Here is an 18,899-nt window from a genome sequence, read left to right on the forward strand (position 1 = left end):
TTATATTCAAAAAATATTCTTAATTTTGGTCACCCCATTTTTCAACAAGGATTATTCATTTCTTAAATAATATCTCCATGAAAAATACAATACTTCAAAAGGGTTTCATTTCCATCATTTTATTCTTTTCTACATTAACATTAATTGCACAAGAAGGTGATAAAAATGTGTTGAAAAAAATTACTAACGAAAAAGGGATTCCCACCTTGATAACATTCAATAGTAAATCAACTTATAAAACAAGTGACTACCAACAACTTTTCAAAGATCAATTGGGAGTAAAAGACAATTCCAATTTTACAAAAATCAAATCGGAAACTGACAAATTAGGAGTTTCCCACGAAAAATTCCAATTGTTCCATAATAGTATAAAAGTAGAATTTGCTACTTACACCTTGCATTCTTCCGCCGGGAAACTAAATTCTATGAATGGGGAATTTTATAAAACTGATTTGTTGAATGCCATTCCGACTTTATCTGCAGACCAAGCTTTTAATAAAGCAATGCAACAAATAGGCGCCCAAAAATACCTTTGGGAAACTCCCGATGACGCCAAAATGTTTAATTATAAAAAACCAGTTGGTGAATTGGTGTGGCTGCCAATCTTAAATAGCGATACTTCGAACACAAAAGACACTCCTTTGAGATTAGCTTATAAATTTGATATTTATGCAACACAACCCGTAAGTAGAGGAGATATTTATATTGATGCAATAACAGGAGAAAGCTTGTTTTATAATGCGATCATTAAACATCTTGGGGAATTCAGCCATGGTAAAAAAGAAAAAGGAGCTCAAAATCAAAAGAAAATGATTGTCGCTGCCAATGCCGATACTCGGTATTCGGGCTCACAAACCATTCAAACTACTTTAAGTGGAGCAAATTATATCCTAGCCGATGCCACAAGAGGAAATGGAATCAATACTTATAATATGCTGAAAGGCACCAATTACAATAATGCCGTCAATTTTAATGATGCTGATAATAACTGGACAACGGCCGAATATAATAATGCCAACAAAGATAATGGCGCTTTTGATGCCCATTGGGGAGCCGAAAAAACATACGATTATTGGTCTACGGTGCACGGTCGTAATAGTTTTGATAACGCAGGTGCTATCATAAAAAGTTATGTTCATTATGATGTGGCCTATGACAATGCGTATTGGAACGGATCTGTAATGACCTACGGAGATGGTAGCGGAACCAACTTTGATATTTTAACTTCTCTTGATGTTGCTGGGCACGAAATTGGACATGCTGTCTGCGAAAAAACAGCCAACTTAGCCTATCAAAAAGAATCTGGTGCTATGAATGAAGGGTTGTCGGATATTTGGGGAGCTTGTATAGAATATTTTGCAGCACCAACCAAATCGACGTGGTTAATAGGGGAGGATATAGAAAGAAGAGCTGGTCATTTATCATTGCGTTCGATGAGCAACCCAAAAGCAGAAGGACAACCTGATACGTATGGGGGAACCAACTGGAAAAACCCAAACTGTGGATTTCCTTTTAGTTTCAATGACTATTGTGGCGTGCACACAAACAGTGGCGTTTTAAATCATTGGTTTTATATCCTATCCGTAGGTAAATCGGGAACAAACGACAAAGGAAACAGCTATTCTGTAACAGGAATTACAATAGAAAAAGCGGCCAAAATTACCTATAGACTGGAAAGCATTTATCTTACAGCCAATTCCACGTATGCAGATGCAAGAACTTATGGAATACAATCGGCTACAGATCTTTATGGCGCAGGATCCGCTGAGGTTATTGCTACAACGAATGCTTTTTATGCAGTAGGTGTTGGAGCTGCTTATGTCGGCCCATCCGATACCACTCCGCCATCAGCTATCACAGATTTGGCGGCTTCAGGTACCACAGATACAACAACAAATTTGTCTTGGACTGCAGCGACAGATAATGTGGCAGTAACAGGCTACAATGTATACAATGGCGCAACTTTGGTAACAACAGTGGTTGGAACTACTTATAATGTTACTGGTTTAACAGCTTCAACAGCTTATACTTTTACGGTAAAAGCAAAAGATGCCGCTGGTAATTTGGCAGCAGTAAGTAATAATGCAAGCATAACTACTTTACCAACGCCAATAGACAATACGCCACCTACAGCTCCAACAGCTCTTACTGCTACTGCAGTAACAGATGTTTCAACCGTATTATCTTGGACAGCAGCAACAGACAATATTGCTGTAACAGGATACAACGTATACAATGGTGCCACTTTAATAACTACTGTGACTGGTAGCACTTTTACAGTAACAGGTTTAAGTGCAAGCACCGCATATACATTTACAGTAAAAGCTAAAGACGCGGCGGGTAACCTTTCAGATGCAAGCAATGATGCAACAATTACCACGCTAGCAACAGACGCGACTCCGCCAACTGCTCCATCAGCATTGGCTGCAAGCGGAACTACAGCATCTTCAACCAATTTATCTTGGTCATCTTCAACTGATAATGTAGCGGTTACAGGTTATAATGTCTATAATGGAGCTACATTAGTAACAACAGTAAGCGCTACAACTTATTCCGTAACGGGATTGAGTCCAAATACTGCTTATACTTTTACGGTTAAGGCAAAAGATGCAAAAGACAATTTATCTGATGCAAGTAATGCCGTTTCTATAACAACTCTAACTAATAGCCTTACCTACTGTGCTTCCAAAGGAAAAAGCGTTGTTTATGAATTTATCGATTATGTGGGTATTGGTGGAATTGCCAATGCAACTGTAGGCAATGGCGGTTATGGCGATTTCACGAATCAAACGGGGAATGTACCTTATGGATCAAATACAATTGTTTTAAGTGCAGGATATAAATCAACCGCATTTAAAGAATTTTGGGGCGTTTGGATTGACTTTAATCAAAATGGAACATTCGAGAATTCCGAAAAAATGGTGAATGCATCTACAACTACAGGAGCTAATAATTCGTTTACATTTACGGTGCCAAATACTGCTTTGGCAGGACCTACAAGAATGAGGGTTTCAATGAAGAGATCTTCTGCTTCAACAGCTTGCGAAGCTTTATATTTTGGAGAAGTAGAAGATTATACCGTAAATATAGGTGCAAGTTCTATAACAACATTTGCTTTGTCAGGTTCGCCTGAGAACAGTGAAATAGTAAATTCTATAGCAATCTTTCCAAATCCAACGAGTTCCATTTTGAATATTACAAATCCAGAAAACAAAAGATTCTCCTATCGCATTATCACAAGTTCTGGAATGCAAATAGCTTCAGGAAAAATTAATGAAAACAATATTAATACGAGTAATTTAGGAACAGGAATTTATATACTGGAACTCAATGACGGTATTAAAACTTTTACCAAAACTTTTATGAAAAAATAATAAGAAACCGTTTTAAAATCAAAAACCACAATTTCAGCTTTTTTGAAATTGTGGTTTTTAGTTTTATAATTTAGTTTTTCTAAAGATTTTCAAAGAAATCATTCCCTTTATCATCAGTGATAATAAAAGCAGGGAAATCTTTAATTGTGATTTTACGTACTGCTTCCATTCCTAGCTCTTCAAAATCAACAACCTCAACAGAAAGTATGTTTTCTTTGGCCAAAATAGCTGCAGGACCTCCAATTGACCCTAAATAGAATCCACCGTAGGTTTTACAAGCGTTCATCACAGCTTTGGTTCTGTTTCCTTTGGCCAGCATTACCATACTACCGCCATTTTTTTGGAACTCTTCTACATATACATCCATTCTACCAGCTGTTGTTGGTCCAAAACTTCCCGAAGCCATTCCTTCTGGTGTTTTGGCTGGGCCAGCATAATAGATTGGGTGGTTTTTAAAATATTCTGGCATTGGTTTACCCGCATCCAATAATTCTTTGATTTTAGCGTGTGCAATATCACGGGCTACGATCAATGTTCCGTTTAATTTCAAACGGGTCTTGATAGGGTATTGTGATAATTTTTTAAGAATATCGGCCATTGGCTGATTCAAATCAATTTCAACAGCGGGTTCCAAATGTGGTGCTGTTTCTGGCAACAAACGTTTTGGATTTACTTCCAATTGTTCTACAAAAATACCGTCTTTGGTGATTTTTCCTTTGATATTTCTATCTGCTGAGCAGGAAACACCTAATCCTACTGGACAAGAAGCGGCGTGACGTGGCAAACGAATTACTCGAACATCATGTGTGAAATATTTACCGCCAAATTGTGCTCCAATCTGACTTTCTTGACAAATTAATTGTACTCTTTTTTCCCATTCCAAATCACGGAAAGCTTGACCAGCCATGTTTCCAGAAGTAGGTAAATGATCAAAATATCCAGCAGATGCTTTTTTAACAGTTGCCAAATTCGCTTCCGCAGAAGTTCCTCCGATTACTAAAGCCAGGTGATAAGGTGGACAGGCTGATGTTCCTAAGTCTCTAATTTTGGCACGAATGAATTCATCCATTGATTTTTCATTCAGCAACGATTTTGTTTGTTGGTACAAATAGGTTTTGTTGGCAGAACCTCCACCTTTTGCTAAAAACAAAAACTCATAAGAAGCTCCCTTTTTGGCATAAATATCTATTTGAGCAGGTAGATTTGAACCTGAATTTTTTTCCTCAAACATACTAATCGGGACAATTTGGGAGTAACGAAGGTTTCTTTCCTGATAGGTATTAAAAATCCCTTTTGAAAGCCATTCGGCATCATCAACACCTGTATATACGTTTTCGCCTTTTTTGGCCATTACAATCGCTGTTCCTGTATCCTGACAAGAAGGTAACTCTCCTTCGATAGCCACAACGGCATTCTGTAATAAATTATAAGCTACAAAACGGTCGTTATCGGTTGCTTCGGGATCGTCAAGAATTGATCTAAGTTTTTCTAAATGTGCTGTACGCAACATAAATGAAACATCTTTTAAGGCTTCTTGAGCCAACAATTCCAACCCTTTTGGGTCAACGGTCAAGATTTCTCTATCTCCGAGTTTTTCAACTTTTACAAAGTCGGAAGTAATTTTACGGTATTGTGTATCGTCTTTTAAAATAGGATAAGGATCCTGGTATATAAAGTCCATAATATGATTTTTTTTTTAAAGAAAGCCAAATATAAGAATTGTTCAAAGAATCATAACTGATTTATATCAGCTTCCTAATTAAATAATTCGAAAATTTGAAATAACTGAAAAAAACGTTCATATTTGAAAAATATTTTTCCCACCAATCATTTTAAACCTTGATTTCAAAAGGTATTATATAGAAAACGCTAGGTCAATTTGTGAGCTAAATTTTAAATTTAACCGAAATTTAATTATTTATTAATCAGGTATTTATACGCTTTTGTAATTATATCATAACAAATACATTTGCTTTTGTTAAAAAAATAATTATTCACTAATTAACCAAACAAAACCAAAATGGAAAAAAAATTACCCAAAATCATTGCTTTAACAATAGTTACAGCAATGTTTAGTTTGTCGTCATTTGGACAAAAAACGGAAAAAGGAATTAGTCAAAAAAGCCTATCCGAAAATGGCTCACCAAGTTTAATAGCTTTTAATGAAAAATCAGAGTATAAAAGATCGGACTTTCAAAAAGCATTAAAGGATCAATTAAAATTAGCTGATAAACAAACCTATGCTAAAATAAAAGCGGAATCGGATAAAGATGGATTTACGCATGAAAAATTCCAATTGTATCATGAGGGAATTAAAGTAGAATTTGCAACTTACAGTATTCATTCTAAAAATGATAAAATAGCATCAATGAGTGGTGAATATTATGCGATCAACAAAGTAAATACCAAACCAACTCTTTCAGCTGAAGCTGCATTAGAAAAAGCTTTGAATCAAATTGGGGCAAAAAATTACTTGTGGGAAAATCAAGCAGATGCAGCAGTAATGAATTATGCCAAACCAAAAGGGGAACTGGTTTTGTTGCCGTCAATGGAAGAGCAAGGTCTTAAACGAAAAAAAGACAATGTTCGTTTGGCTTACAAATTTGATATCTATGCCACTAATCCGATAAGTCGTGGAGATATTTATATTGATGCCGAAACGGGACAAACGTTATTTTATAATGCTACCATTAAACATCTAGGAGAATTTAGTCATTCAGGAAAAGCAATGTCTTCAGAAAAAAAAGGAACTAATTCGAACAATGTAAATTTAGCCATTGTTGCTGCAAATGCTGCAACTCGATATAGCGGTACGCAAACAATACAAACAACTTTAAGTGGTTCATCTTATATTTTATCGGATGCAACTAGAGGAAATGGGATTCAAACCTATAATTCTGCAAGAACTGCAACTTATCCAACAACAAATTTCACGGATGCTGATAATAACTGGACAGCCGCTGAATATAATAATACCAATAAAGACAATGGCGCGCTGGATGCTCATTGGGGAGCTGAAATGACTTATGATTATTGGTCTGCAGTGCATGGTAGAAATAGTTATGACAATGCTGGTGCAAAAATAAAAAGCTATGTCCATTATAATTTAATTGCGGCTGGTTACCCAGACAATAATAATGCTTTTTGGAATGGTAGTGTTATGACTTACGGAGATGGAAGTGGAACTGGTGGATTTGATATTCTTACCGCAATGGATGTTGCTGGACACGAAATAGGACATGCAGTTTGTACTTATACGGCAAATCTTGCCTATCAAAAAGAATCTGGGGCTATGAATGAAGCTTTCTCTGATATTTGGGGAGCCTGTATTGAATATAGAGCAGCACCAACAAAATCAACATGGCTGATTGGTGAAGACATCGAAAGAAGAACAGGACATTTGTCTTTGCGATCCATGAGCAATCCAAAAACAGAAGGACAGCCGGATACTTATGGTGGAACCAATTGGTATAATGTAAGTTGTACCCCATCAAGTGCAAACGATCAATGTGGTGTACATAGAAATTCAGGAGTTTTAAACCATTGGTTTTACATTTTATCAGTTGGTAAATCAGGTACAAATGATATTGGAAGCGCCTATAATGTTACAGGAATTACAATTGACAAAGCTGCCAAAATAGCCTATCGTTTAGAAAGTGTGTACTTGTCGGCAAACTCTACATACGCCAACGCAAGAACCTACGGAATCCAAGCAGCTACAGATCTTTATGGAGCAGGTTCTGCAGAAGTAATAGCAACCACAAATGCTTTTTATGCAGTAGGTGTTGGAGCAGCCTATTCTGCTTCAACAGATACTACTGCACCAACAGCACCAACAAGTTTAGCCGCTGCCGGAACAACATCAACGACTACAAATTTGACTTGGGCAGCTTCAACAGACAATGTAGCAGTAACTGGATATAATGTTTACAACGGAACTACTTTAGTAACAACTGTTACAGGATTGGCTTACACTGTAACTGGTTTAACAGCAAGTACTGCCTATACTTTCACTGTAAAAGCCAAAGATGCTGCAGGTAATCTTTCTGCTGCAAGTACTGCAGTTAATGTAACTACAACGGCATCAACAATTACCTATTGTACTTCTAAAGGAAGCAGTGTTGCTTATGAATATATTGATAATGTAGCAATTGGAGGTATTGCAAATGCTACTGGTGCAAATGCAGGTTATGGAAACTTCACCAACCTAACTGGAAACTTGCCTTACGGTTCAAATACAATAATTTTGAGTGCTGCTTTTGCGAGTACAGCTTACACTGAATATTGGAGAATTTGGATCGATTTTAATAAAAATGGAACTTTCGAAACTTCTGAGCAAATGGTAGCAGGTTCCTCTTCTCTAAGTACTAATCTTACCTATACTTTTACAGTTCCTACAACTGCTTTGGCTGGAACTACAAGAATGAGAGTGTCTATGAAATACAATGCTGCTCAAACTGCTTGTGAAACGTTCTCTTATGGAGAAGTAGAAGATTATACTGTAAATATAGGAGGTGCGGCTATCGCTGGAATTACGGCTAGTACTTTTGCAAGTGAGTTGGGCAATGAAGACAATCTTTTTGATTTCTCTCTATATCCAAACCCTTCTTCTAATTTTGTAAATGTTAAATTAGCAGACAATAGAGCCTCTTCTTATAGGATTATGAATTTCTTGGGACAACAAGTTGATGCAGGAAAATTATCTGAAAATGCTATTAATATTGGCAAATTAAGTGCCGGTACTTATTTTGTTGAAATAAATGATGGTCAAAAAACAATGACTAAAAAGTTGATTAAGAAATAATTTTTCTTTTTTATACAAATCAAAAGCCTCACAAATTTGTGAGGCTTTTTTATGTTTGATACTTTATTAAAAACAAAGTAAAAACTCCTATTTTATTGAATTTGCAATAACACTGTATTTTTTAAAAAAACCAACTCGCCACCAAAATAGCGGTTATTACACAAATTAAATCAACCAAAAGCATAGTACTTAAAGCGTATCGGGTATTTTTTATGTTAACCGAACCAAAGTAAACCGCAATCACATAAAAAGTACTCTCGGCACTGCATTGAAAAATACTGCTTAATCTTCCCGTTAAGGAATCGGCACCAAAAGTATTCATAGAATCAATTAAAAATCCTCGTGAACCCGCAGAACTAAAAGGTCTAAGCAATGCTACCGGTAAAGCATCGGTGATTTCTTTACTTACGCCCAAATTTGAAAATCCATAAGCAATCCATTCACTAATAATTTCAAACAAACCGCTGTTCCTGAACAAAGAAATAGCCACTAACATTCCTAAAACATATGGAAAAATGGTAACACCCGTTTTTACGCCATTATTGGCTCCGGACACAAAGGTTTCATAAACCGTTGTATTGGCTTCCGTAAATTTCTTTTCTTTAATAAAGGATAAGATCAATGTAAAAGCAATAATACCAACCAATATCAATGCAGAAAGATTGGATGTGAAATAATTTTTACCAATTAGATTCAAATGGTTTACATACATTAACAAACCCACAATTGCAGCTATCAAAGTCATTAAACCAATCACCAAAGAAGCGCTTTTAAAATTAATTTTTTGCTTGATTCCAACAATCAAAAAAGCAGCAATGGTACCAATAAAAGAGGTGATAATACACGGCAACATAACATCGGCAGGGTTGGTGGCATTTGCAGCAGCACGATAGCCGATTATAGACGTTGCAATTAAGGTAAGTCCCGAGGCATGAAGACACATAAACATAATTTGAGCATCACTGGCTTTGTCTTTTTCGGGGTTTATTTCCTGCAAACTTTCCATGGCTTTTAATCCAAAAGGTGTTGCGGCAGAATCCAATCCCAAGAAATTAGCAGCAAAGTTTAAAGTCATATAGGAAATCGAAGGATGATTTTTGGGAATACTTGGAAACACTTTCACAAATACTGGACTCAAAACTCTAGCCAGTTTTTCTGTTGCTCCAGAAATGATTAAAAGTTCCATCAATCCACAGAAGAATGCCAAATAAGCAATAAGTGGTATGATTAAGTCGAGCAACGTACTTTTACAAGTTGGCAAAAGCCCATCTGATTTTTGAACACCACTGTAAATCTTTACGGTTTTGTTTTTATAAACATAAGTGGTATCCGCATTAATGGTATCTCTGTTGATTATCATTGTTTGATCTGGCGCATTTTTGATGCTGTCTTTGATGAAAACCGGAACTTGATTGATGTATTTTTCGGAAAGTAAAATGGGGTCGTCTTTTTTTCCATTCAAAATAAAATCTATCGTGTAACTATTACCCGTAAACAAACTAATTACAACAAATACAATCGAAGAAATGAAAATAGTGAGCCAAAATCTACTTAATACCATAATATATAATTTTTGTAAATGTAATAATTAATTCATAAATCATATTCGAGTATTGAGTTAAAGGAGTAAAACAAACAGTTTCAATTAATATCAGTAAAAAGTATCTTTTGTCTGATTAAAAAAGACTTCAACTTTTTTTAAATCTTTCTATTTAATAAGAATAGCAGTCGATAAAAATAATTAAATATTAAATTCTAGATAAAAATTTCATTCATGCTAAATATACTATATCTTTGTTTAATGTTTTTAATTAAAAGTTAAACAAATATTTATGTTTGATTAACCTTTAATTAAAAATTTACTACAATGTATGAATCAAATATTTTTTTAGCAAAATGGAAAAACAAAAACCAGACAACATAGTATACTCAGATAGGGAAGGATATAACGCTTATTTATTACCCTACGCCACAACTGTTGGTGCGCCAGTAATAAAAACAGATAATATAGTGGCTTGGAAAACAAGAGGAATTCATCAAGTAAACAAAGAATTTAAATATAAATTCAGTCAGCTCAAAGAGGATTACCAAAAATTAATGGAAGAGTATGAATGGAACGATTTAGTATATAATAGTAAATTTTCATTTGAACCCGTTATTGGCGAAATCTATCATATGTACGCCTCCAATGATGGCACTAATTTCTTATCCTTAATTGGACCCCATGAATGGAACAAAGAGCATATTGCCTCTTTCAAACTGAATAGCGACAAAAAATGGATTAAACTTGAGCTATCTAATGCTATTTTCCCAAATATCTAACGATTTTATATTCCATTATAGTTTGCTCAAAATAAATTTACGAATGCTAAAATCTCTAAACCAACAACAACTCCAAAAAATGAACTCGACGATAGAGTAGAGTAGTGGATTGAATAATTGTAATGACATTAGGAAAATCGTGCCCAATTTGATGCCATGAAATATGAATTTGGATTAAAAAAGTCCGAAGTATGAAGATAAATGAAAAAGAACTTAGCTTTTCGAGTTATAAATCATGGCGCAACTGGTTAAAATATAAAAAACTGGCACATAGCCATGCGGACCGAAGGAATAGATCGATTTAAATGCGAGCTACAAAGAGCCAACACCAATAATATAATATCAAAAAGATAATGACAAAGACATTTATAAATTCTCAAGAAATAAAAACCTTATCGAAACAAGAAAAAACCCATCTTATTAACAGTCTCGGAGGATTTAAAAGCGTTGGTTTGATTGGAACAAAATCATTACAAGGGAATACCAATTTGGCTGTTTTTAGTTCCATTTTTCACATTGGAGCACATCCCCCTTTGATAGCTTTGATCTTTCGCCCTTCGCCCCCCGATAGAGATACTCTAATTAACATCATTGAAACTGGATTTTATACTATAAACCATGTCAATGAAACTATTTTCAAACAAGCCCATCAAACTTCGGCTAGATATGATCCATCGGTTTCAGAATTTGAAGTAACCGGTTTAACACCAGAATACAAAAACAATTTTGAAGCCCCTTTTGTACAAGAAAGCAACATACAACTGGGCATACAATTCAAAGAAAAAATTGACATTACAATCAACAGTACTCAAATGGTAATCGGTGAGATTGTACAAATATATTTTCCCCAAGGGTGTCAATCTACTGATGGTTTTATTGATATTGAAAAAGCAAACACAATTACTTGTTCTGGATTGGATAGTTATCATAAGACGATTAAACTGGATAGACTGAACTATGCCAAACCAAATTTAGCCATAACATCAATTGCATCAATTTGAACAAAAGAGCCATAAATATTGTTTGGTTCAAACGAGACTTGCGTTTAATAGACAACGTAGCGCTTTTTAATGCGCATCAGTCGGGATTGCCTTTGTTATTGCTGTATTGTTTTGAACCTTCGGCAATGAATTATGATGATTCAGACATTCGGCACTGGAGATTTGTATATGAATCCATACAAGATTTACAACACAGTTTAAAAAGTTCAACTTCAAAAATATATATTTTTCACGAAGAAGCTGCGGTTGTTTTTAAAGCAATACAAGCCATTTACGATATAAAAATTGTTTTCTCTCATCAAGAAATTGGGAATAAAATTACTTTTGATAGAGATCTGTTTTTGCAAAGCTATTTTCAAGAAAACAACATTAGCTGGGAAGAATCTCAAATGCACGGTGTTATACGTAAATTAAAATCGAGAATAGATTGGGACAAACGATGGGAAACAGTAATGAGGTCTGAACCCAAAATGATCACTATTGATCATCTAAATTGTATTCTTTTAGAACCAAATGAATACGATGCCATAAAGGGAAATCCCCTAGACACTGAAATTACTACTCCAAATAAAAATTTTCAGCAAGGTGGCGAAAATTTAGCCTGGAGGTATCTGGATAGTTTTGTCAAAGTGCGCCATGTAAATTATAGCAAACACATATCAAAACCAGCATTGAGTCGCAAAGGGTGTAGCCGAATGTCTCCCTATCTAACGTATGGGAACATCAGTATGCGAATGATTTATCAATATACCAATCAGCATTATCAGAATTCACCTAACAAAAGAGCAATGCTCAACTTTGTCTCGAGATTGCATTGGCATTGTCATTTTATACAAAAGTTTGAAGATGAATGCACTATGGAGTTTGAGAATATTAATAAAGCCTACAATCTTTTGGTCAAACCAAAAAACGAAACGTACATTAAAGCTTGGCAAGAAGGCAAAACTGGCGTTCCAATTGTTGATGCTTGTATGCGGTGTTTGGTAGCTACAGGATATATCAATTTCAGAATGCGAGCTATGGTGGTATCATTTTTTACTTTTAACTTATGGCAAGACTGGCGTGAACTTCATTTTCTAGCCAGGCAATTTCTGGATTATGAACCGGGCATTCATTATCCGCAAATACAAATGCAGTCGGGCACTACAGGAATCAATACCATTCGCATTTACAGTCCTATTAAAAATTCGGAAGAGCACGATTCCGAAGGAATATTCATTAAACAATGGTTGCCAGAACTAGCAGAAATTCCAGTTTCATTACTACACGAACCTTGGAAAATGAACGCTATAGAACAACAATTTTATAATTGTGAAATAGGGAAGGATTACCCAAATCCTATCGTAAATATAGATGAAACCAGAAAATATGCCAATGATATTGTATGGAGTTTTAGAAAAAAAGAAGAAGTTAAAGAAGAAGGAAAACGAATTTTGAAAAAACATGTTTCGAATCCAAACTCCAAGAGAACCGCATTAAAAACCAAAAACAAAAAGACAAAATGAGTATATTTTTGAAAGCAAACTGGGAACACATCATTATGGCCAATTATATAATTGATCCAAATTTGCTTAAACCCTTTTTGCCAAAGGGAGTAGAATTGGATTTATTTGAAGGGAATGCCTATGTAAGTCTTGTTGGATTTATGTTCAAAAACACTAAGATTTTCAGTGTTCCAATACCGCGCTTAGGAACTTTTGAGGAAATTAATTTAAGGTTCTATGTTGTTCGCAAAGAAAACAATCAAATCAAAAGAGGAGTAGTTTTTATAAACGAAACGATTCCTTATCCTATTGTTGCTTGGATGGCCAATAAATTGTACAAAGAACATTATACAGTAGTTCCTACCAAACATCAAATTCAAAAAAGACTACATACAAACAAAGTAAATTTTGAATGGTTCTTGAATACTAAGTGTAATAGCATTTATGTGGAAACCAAAAATGAAGCAAATCCAATGAAAGCGGGAAGTTTGGAACAGTTTATTTACGAACATTACTATGGATATACCAAAGTAAATGCGACTAAAACATTAGAATATAAACTACAGCATCCTAGCTGGAAAACATACGCAGTTTTGGATTACTCAATTGATTGTGATTTTGAAGGTATGTATGGCAATTCCTTTTCTGTTTTGAAAAATTCACAACCAGAAGCTGTTTTTATGGCAGAAGGTTCGTTAGTTAAAATTGAGTGGGAACGAACAGAATTAAAAGACTGAATATAAAATCCCATGATCAATATGCCACAAACACCAATGAAGATCAGGCTATACCCTATTTTAGAAATTTAAATAGTATTTATATGTGAAAGGTAAAAAACCAAAACGTACCCATTAAAGTATGTTAAGTTTACAAAAAACCTTTTTGCATGTTGCAAAAAATGAGAAAATGCTTGGGATGAAGTTTAATTCTGCAGTCACAAATGCAGAATGAATAAATAAAATAATCTGCAGAAAACAAATGAAAAAGACTCTACGATTAATTCTTGGCGATCAACTCAACAGCAATCATTCTTGGTTCAAAACCACTGATGATGCTATAACTTATGTCTTGATGGAAATCCGCTCCGAAACAGATTATGCCCAACATCATATTCAGAAAATTGTGGGTTTCTTTGCTTCCATGCAAAACTTTGCATCAGAATTAAAATCTAACAATCACAACGTTATCTATATTTATTTGAATGATCCGACCAACTTACAGTCATTCGATAAAAATATTTTGGCTCTAATTGAAAAACATCACTTTAACAATTTTGAATTTCAACAACCAGATGAATACCGATTGGACGAACTGCTAAAAAATTTCAGCAAAAAAATAACTATACCAAGTACTACCGTGGATACGGAACATTTTTTTACTACAAGAGCAGAATTGAGCATTTTTTTTGAAGGCAAAAAAACGTTTTTGATGGAAAGTTTCTATCATTACATGCGAAAAAAACACCATGTTTTGATGGAAGGCGACAAGCCAATTAGCGGTAAATGGAACTTTGATGGTGATAATCGAAAAAAACTACCCAAAAACCATAAACCAACGACTCCATTGGTGTTCAATAATAATGTGGTAGAAATTGTTGACGAAATCAACCAAACCAATATTAAAACTATAGGAAATATTGACGCCAAAAACTTTGTTTGGCCCATTAAAAGAGAACAATCGTTGCAATTATTAGATTTTTTCGCCATCGAATGTTTGCCTTTTTTTGGGAGCTATCAAGATGCGATGTCGCCCAATGAATGGTCCTTGTACCATGCCAGACTATCCTTTTCGATGAATATAAAAATGATTTCACCTCAAGAAGTTATTGAAAGATGCATTGAGGAATGGCATAAACGACCAACCGAAATAGAATACCATCAATTGGAAGGATTTGTTAGGCAAATTATTGGTTGGAGAGAATACATGCGAGGTATCTATTGGAATAAAATGCCCAAATACGCTTCAATGAATTATTTTGACCATGAAGCCAAACTACCAGATTGGTATTGGACAGGGAAAACCAAAATGAATTGTCTCAGAGACGCTATTCAACAATCTTTAGATTACAGTTATGCACACCACATTCAACGATTGATGATTACTGGCAATTTTGCCCTTTTAGCAGGCATACATCCAGATGAGGTAGATCGTTGGTATTTGGGTATTTATATTGATGCAATTCAATGGGTTGAAATTACCAATACCCGAGGCATGAGCCAGTTTGCAGATGGAGGAATAGTAGGTACAAAGCCCTATGTGAGTTCTGCTAATTATATTGATAAAATGAGTCATTATTGTGGGTCTTGTTTTTATAAAAAAGCACTAAAAACAGGAGACAAAGCCTGTCCGTTTAATAGCTTATATTGGAATTTTTATGATAAAAACGAAAGTAAATTGGGCAAAAACCCACGAATTGGCATGATGTATAATGTTTGGAGAAAAATGAAAGTCGAAACAAAAACTGAAATACTTGAACAAGCCGATTACTATTTGAAAAATATAAATGAGTTATGATGGAAACAGTTGTAATATGGTTCAAAACCGACCTGAGAATATCCGATAATGAGACTCTTTTAAAAGCAATTGAACAAAGTAATCAGATTATTCCGGTTTATTGCTTTGATGATGCTCATTTTGAATGTACTAAATATGGATTTAAAAAAACTGGGAGTTTTAGAGCACAATTTTTATTAGAATCTTTGAGAGATTTGGATGAAAATTTACGGAATATAGGTTCTGGTTTATTAATTGTAAAAGGAAAACCAGAGATTGAAATTCCTAAAATAGCAAAGGAATTTAGTGCTCAAAAAGTCTTTTCAAAACGAGAAGTTGCCTTTGAGGAACTACAAACAGAAAAACTGGTCCAAAATGAGTTGCTTAAAGTTAATTGTGAATTAGATACTTTTTGTACCAGTACTTTATATCATACTGAAGACTTGCCTTTTACCATAGAAACCATTCCAAATGTTTTTACCAACTTTAGAAAAAAAATAGAAAAAGAGACCAACATAAGAACGGTATTTAAACGACCTGAAGTGATTAAATCCCCAGCGATACCTGCATTAAAATTAACTAGTTTGGAAGAATTGGGACTAGAACCTATATCAATTGATTCTAGGGCAGCAATTCAATTTAAAGGAGGCGAGATTGAAGCTAATAAAAGATTGAAACATTATTTTTTTGAAACAAAATTATTGTCTACCTATAAAGAAACTAGAAATGGAATGGTAGGTGCTGATTATTCATCAAAATTTTCTCCTTGGTTGGCTCTGGGATGTATTTCTCCAAGAACTATTTATCATCAAATCAAGAACTACGAAAAAGAATATGGCGCAAATGAATCCACGTATTGGCTGGTTTTTGAATTACTTTGGCGCGACTTTTTTAGAATTATGTTCAAAAAACACCAAACCAAGTTTTTCTTATATTCCGGAATTCAAACCAAGAAGGAAAACTCAAAATCACTAAATGAAAGCTTGCTATTGAGCTGGGTAAATGGAACAACAAAATCTGATTTTATCAATGCTAATATGTTAGAATTAAAGCAGACTGGTTTTATGAGCAATCGCGGAAGACAAAATGTAGCCAGTTATTTTTGCAACGAACTCAACATGGATTGGAGAATCGGAGCTGCCTATTTTGAACAAGAGCTCATAGATTATGATGTTTGCAGCAATTGGGGGAATTGGGCTTATCTTGCAGGCGTTGGCAATGACCCAAGAGGACATAGGTATTTTAATATCGAAAAACAAGCAGCTGATTACGACAAAACAATGGAATTTAGAAATTTGTGGTTGAAGAACAAATGATATATTTTACTAAACTCAGATGATTATACATGAATAATCTCTTCCTCAATCAATAAATCTTCTCGTCGCAATCGAAGGAAAATCTGGGCTACGGCAATAGTGTCTTTTTCGCAATAGGTTACAATGCGGTCAATGTCTTTGTCCACATAAAAAACGTGCCCCACCTGACTGCCGTCGATATCGCCTTTTGGGGATGGGATTCCCAAAACTTTGCACATTAATTTTAAAGAAGTGAAATGTTTGTAATCGCCAAATTTCCATAGTTCTAAAGTATCTAAATGTGGAATCTCCCAAGGTTTCTTGCCGAATAGATTCAGTTTGTTTGGAATGGCAATCTGGTTGATAATCATGCGGCGGGCGAGGAACGGAATATCAAATTCTTTGGCATTGTGTCCGCACAAAACGTGTTGCGGTTGGTTGAAGTGATTGTTCACTAAATTATTAAAGTCGTTTAGGATTTTCTTTTCGTCTCCAAAAAAGGAAGTCACCCTAAAATTTCGAATATCACCTTTATTGGCAAAAAAACCCACTGAAATGCATACTATTTTTCCAAATTCTGCCCAAATTCCAGCGCGGTCATAGAATTCTTCTCCAGAAAACTCGTCTTTTCGTTGGTATTGCGTTTTGTGTTCCCAAAGCAATTGCATTTCGGAATCTAGTGAATTGAAGTTTTCTTCTTCCGGAACGGTTTCTATATCGAGGAAGAGTATGTTGTTGAGGTTTATTTTTTCAATCATATAAAACACAGATTTAGTTCAGAATATTATTTTCAGTTGAATCACTGATTTTCAATTCACAAATTTTCACAGATTTTAAATATACAAAAATGCAGATAGGAATTTAAAAATAATTAAAATTTATTACAAAAAACAATTTGTGAAAATCTGTGTTGTGTCGTTTAAAACAAACTTTGCTGTGTACTAGGATTCTCGTGCTCCAACAACCATTTTTTGCGCCATAAACCTCCTGCGTAACCCGTGAGGGAACCGTCTGTGCCAATGACCCTGTGGCAAGGAACAATAATCCAGAGTGGGTTTTTTCCGTTGGCGGAAGCTACAGCTCGGATTGCCTTTACATCTCCCAAAATTTTGGATTGTTCGAGATAGGTTCTGGTTTTTCCGTATGGAATCTCTACTAATGCCTTCCATACTTTTTGTTGGAATTCGGTTCCTTTTGGATTGAGTTTAAAATCAAAATCGGTTCGTTTTCCTTCGAAATAATCGTTAAGTTGTGTAACGGCTTCTTGTAAAATAGTCGGAATATCTGCCGAAACAATTCCTCCATCGGAAACAGAAATTACTGATATTCCGTTTTCATCACCTGTAATTGTGGCAATTCCCAAAGGGGTTTTGATATAAACTGTCTCCATGATTTTAAATAAATTGAACTGCAAAGCACACACCCGAGCGAAGGCGAACTAACGAAGTAAAGTTAGAGCAAAGTTCGCAAAGGATTTTAAAAGGATGAAAAATAAAAAAAAACCACTCGTTTACACAAATGGTTCTTGTTTTTTAGCCCTGATGAAAATGGAAAGCCTCGATGGAATAAACCAATTTTTTCTTGTGCTGCAAGAGCGACCAACGGAAGCTCCTTGCGGCACAATAGAAAAAAAGGTTTATGACAGAGAGCTTGTAATGAACAGCAGGAAAGAGCTCCTCCTTCGACGACAAAGTTCAGGTTAAAGTTCTATTTCAAATAAGAATTAATATAGGCTTCTAATGCTTGTAATTCTTCGTCTGACATTTCTTCGGTGATAGCAAAATTGGTTTTCATAACTGCAAATTGGCTAGGATCAACAATTGGTTCACTGTCACCTTTTAAAAACGTAACGATATTGCCTTTTTTATCTTTGTATATTTTGGCAATGTCGTGTAAACTAGGTCCTACAAGTTTTTTATCAGGTAAATGGCAGGCAACGCAATTTCCTTTGGTTATAAAAATTTCTTTTCCCAAATCTTCGGGTGTTTTAAGGTTTTCTGCAGTAGTTTCAGGCTTACCGAATGACTCCTGACTTTCTTTTTTACAGGAGAAAAATGTTAGAATAGCGAATAATAAAAGTACTTTTTTCATAGTATGTGAAATTTATTTTAATTGGTCAAATAGGG

14 protein-coding genes are annotated in these 18,899 nt (G+C 34.9%); 9 read left to right on the forward strand and 5 right to left on the reverse strand.

Annotated elements, in window-relative coordinates:
* Positions 1 to 77: 77 nt before the first annotated feature.
* Complete coding sequence (locus OZP06_RS07940; RefSeq protein WP_281324451.1) at positions 78 to 3,374, forward strand: M4 family metallopeptidase; 3,297 nt, start codon at positions 78 to 80, stop codon at positions 3,372 to 3,374.
* A gap of 79 nt (positions 3,375 to 3,453) precedes the next feature.
* Here OZP06_RS07940 and OZP06_RS07945 read toward each other — a convergent pair whose 3' ends face one another.
* A complete protein-coding gene (locus OZP06_RS07945) occupies positions 3,454 to 5,055 on the reverse strand; it encodes a fumarate hydratase (protein ID WP_269224403.1) in 1,602 nt (533 codons plus the stop codon).
* 339 nt (positions 5,056 to 5,394) lie between these two features.
* Here OZP06_RS07945 and OZP06_RS07950 point away from each other — a divergent pair, with 339 nt between their 5' ends.
* Positions 5,395 to 8,178, forward strand: a complete 2,784-nt coding sequence (locus tag OZP06_RS07950) for a M4 family metallopeptidase (protein WP_281324452.1) — start codon at positions 5,395 to 5,397, stop codon at positions 8,176 to 8,178.
* A 121-nt stretch (positions 8,179 to 8,299) separates the two neighbouring features.
* Here OZP06_RS07950 and OZP06_RS07955 read toward each other — a convergent pair whose 3' ends face one another.
* Positions 8,300 to 9,739, reverse strand: coding sequence for a nucleoside recognition domain-containing protein (locus OZP06_RS07955; RefSeq protein WP_281324453.1), 1,440 nt, complete (start codon positions 9,737 to 9,739; stop codon positions 8,300 to 8,302).
* A gap of 335 nt (positions 9,740 to 10,074) precedes the next feature.
* Here OZP06_RS07955 and OZP06_RS07960 point away from each other — a divergent pair, with 335 nt between their 5' ends.
* The 6 genes from OZP06_RS07960 to OZP06_RS07985 all read left to right on the forward strand — a co-directional run bounded on the left by OZP06_RS07960 (position 10,075) and on the right by OZP06_RS07985 (position 16,794).
* Positions 10,075 to 10,500 (forward strand): DUF2452 domain-containing protein, encoded by a 426-nt coding sequence (locus OZP06_RS07960; protein ID WP_269224576.1) that lies wholly within the window; start codon positions 10,075 to 10,077, stop codon positions 10,498 to 10,500.
* 353 nt (positions 10,501 to 10,853) lie between these two features.
* The gene (locus OZP06_RS07965) at positions 10,854 to 11,501 is read left to right on the forward strand and encodes a flavin reductase (protein ID WP_281324454.1); all 648 of its coding nucleotides are present in this window, start codon (positions 10,854 to 10,856) and stop codon (positions 11,499 to 11,501) included.
* Entirely contained in the window at positions 11,498 to 13,006 is a 1,509-nt protein-coding gene (locus tag OZP06_RS07970) for a deoxyribodipyrimidine photo-lyase (protein WP_281324455.1), read from the forward strand. Before OZP06_RS07965 ends, OZP06_RS07970 begins: the two co-directional genes overlap by 4 nt.
* Positions 13,003 to 13,722, forward strand: coding sequence for a DUF2071 domain-containing protein (locus OZP06_RS07975; protein WP_269224410.1), 720 nt, complete (start codon positions 13,003 to 13,005; stop codon positions 13,720 to 13,722). Before OZP06_RS07970 ends, OZP06_RS07975 begins: the two co-directional genes overlap by 4 nt.
* 241 nt (positions 13,723 to 13,963) lie before the next feature.
* Positions 13,964 to 15,499: a cryptochrome/photolyase family protein gene (locus OZP06_RS07980; protein WP_269224411.1), complete on the forward strand. Its 1,536-nt coding sequence runs from the start codon at positions 13,964 to 13,966 to the stop codon at positions 15,497 to 15,499.
* Entirely contained in the window at positions 15,496 to 16,794 is a 1,299-nt protein-coding gene (locus OZP06_RS07985; protein ID WP_281324456.1) for a DASH family cryptochrome, read from the forward strand. The genes OZP06_RS07980 and OZP06_RS07985 overlap by 4 nt, the downstream gene beginning before the upstream one ends.
* A 23-nt stretch (positions 16,795 to 16,817) precedes the next feature.
* On the opposite strand, the gene OZP06_RS07990 is transcribed toward OZP06_RS07985, so the two are convergent.
* Both OZP06_RS07990 and OZP06_RS07995 read right to left on the reverse strand, forming a co-directional pair.
* A complete protein-coding gene (locus OZP06_RS07990) occupies positions 16,818 to 17,531 on the reverse strand; it encodes a 3'-5' exonuclease (RefSeq protein ID WP_269224414.1) in 714 nt (237 codons plus the stop codon).
* A 161-nt stretch (positions 17,532 to 17,692) separates the two neighbouring features.
* A complete protein-coding gene (locus OZP06_RS07995) occupies positions 17,693 to 18,163 on the reverse strand; it encodes a methylated-DNA--[protein]-cysteine S-methyltransferase (protein WP_269224415.1) in 471 nt (156 codons plus the stop codon).
* Positions 18,164 to 18,257: 94 nt separating this feature from the next.
* Here OZP06_RS07995 and OZP06_RS08000 point away from each other — a divergent pair, with 94 nt between their 5' ends.
* The gene (locus OZP06_RS08000) at positions 18,258 to 18,476 is read left to right on the forward strand and encodes a hypothetical protein (protein WP_281238347.1); all 219 of its coding nucleotides are present in this window, start codon (positions 18,258 to 18,260) and stop codon (positions 18,474 to 18,476) included.
* A 4-nt stretch (positions 18,477 to 18,480) separates the two neighbouring features.
* Here the strand turns inward: OZP06_RS08000 and OZP06_RS08005 are convergent, their stop codons facing one another.
* Entirely contained in the window at positions 18,481 to 18,864 is a 384-nt protein-coding gene (locus OZP06_RS08005) for a c-type cytochrome (protein ID WP_269224416.1), read from the reverse strand.
* Between the last annotated feature and the right edge of the window lie 35 nt (positions 18,865 to 18,899).

Origin of the sequence: Flavobacterium sp. IMCC34518 (assembly GCF_027111095.2) — a bacterium.
Lineage (GTDB): Bacteria > Bacteroidota > Bacteroidia > Flavobacteriales > Flavobacteriaceae > Flavobacterium > Flavobacterium praedii.

Bases quoted from the DNA above. Each gene is read 5' to 3' on its own strand.
- OZP06_RS07955 (WP_281324453.1), bottom strand. From the start codon at position 9,739: ATGGTATTAAGTAGATTTTGGCTCACTATTTTCATTTCTTCGATTGTA.
- OZP06_RS07940 (WP_281324451.1), top strand. From the start codon at position 78: ATGAAAAATACAATACTTCAAAAGGGTTTCATTTCCATCATTTTATTC.
- OZP06_RS07945 (WP_269224403.1), bottom strand. From the start codon at position 5,055: ATGGACTTTATATACCAGGATCCTTATCCTATTTTAAAAGACGATACA.
- OZP06_RS07990 (WP_269224414.1), bottom strand. From the start codon at position 17,531: ATGATTGAAAAAATAAACCTCAACAACATACTCTTCCTCGATATAGAA.
- OZP06_RS07995 (WP_269224415.1), bottom strand. From the start codon at position 18,163: ATGGAGACAGTTTATATCAAAACCCCTTTGGGAATTGCCACAATTACA.
- OZP06_RS07985 (WP_281324456.1), top strand. From the start codon at position 15,496: ATGATGGAAACAGTTGTAATATGGTTCAAAACCGACCTGAGAATATCC.
- OZP06_RS08005 (WP_269224416.1), bottom strand. From the start codon at position 18,864: ATGAAAAAAGTACTTTTATTATTCGCTATTCTAACATTTTTCTCCTGT.
- OZP06_RS07950 (WP_281324452.1), top strand. From the start codon at position 5,395: ATGGAAAAAAAATTACCCAAAATCATTGCTTTAACAATAGTTACAGCA.
- OZP06_RS07980 (WP_269224411.1), top strand. From the start codon at position 13,964: ATGAAAAAGACTCTACGATTAATTCTTGGCGATCAACTCAACAGCAAT.
- OZP06_RS08000 (WP_281238347.1), top strand. From the start codon at position 18,258: ATGAAAAATAAAAAAAAACCACTCGTTTACACAAATGGTTCTTGTTTT.
- OZP06_RS07960 (WP_269224576.1), top strand. From the start codon at position 10,075: ATGGAAAAACAAAAACCAGACAACATAGTATACTCAGATAGGGAAGGA.
- OZP06_RS07975 (WP_269224410.1), top strand. From the start codon at position 13,003: ATGAGTATATTTTTGAAAGCAAACTGGGAACACATCATTATGGCCAAT.
- OZP06_RS07965 (WP_281324454.1), top strand. From the start codon at position 10,854: ATGACAAAGACATTTATAAATTCTCAAGAAATAAAAACCTTATCGAAA.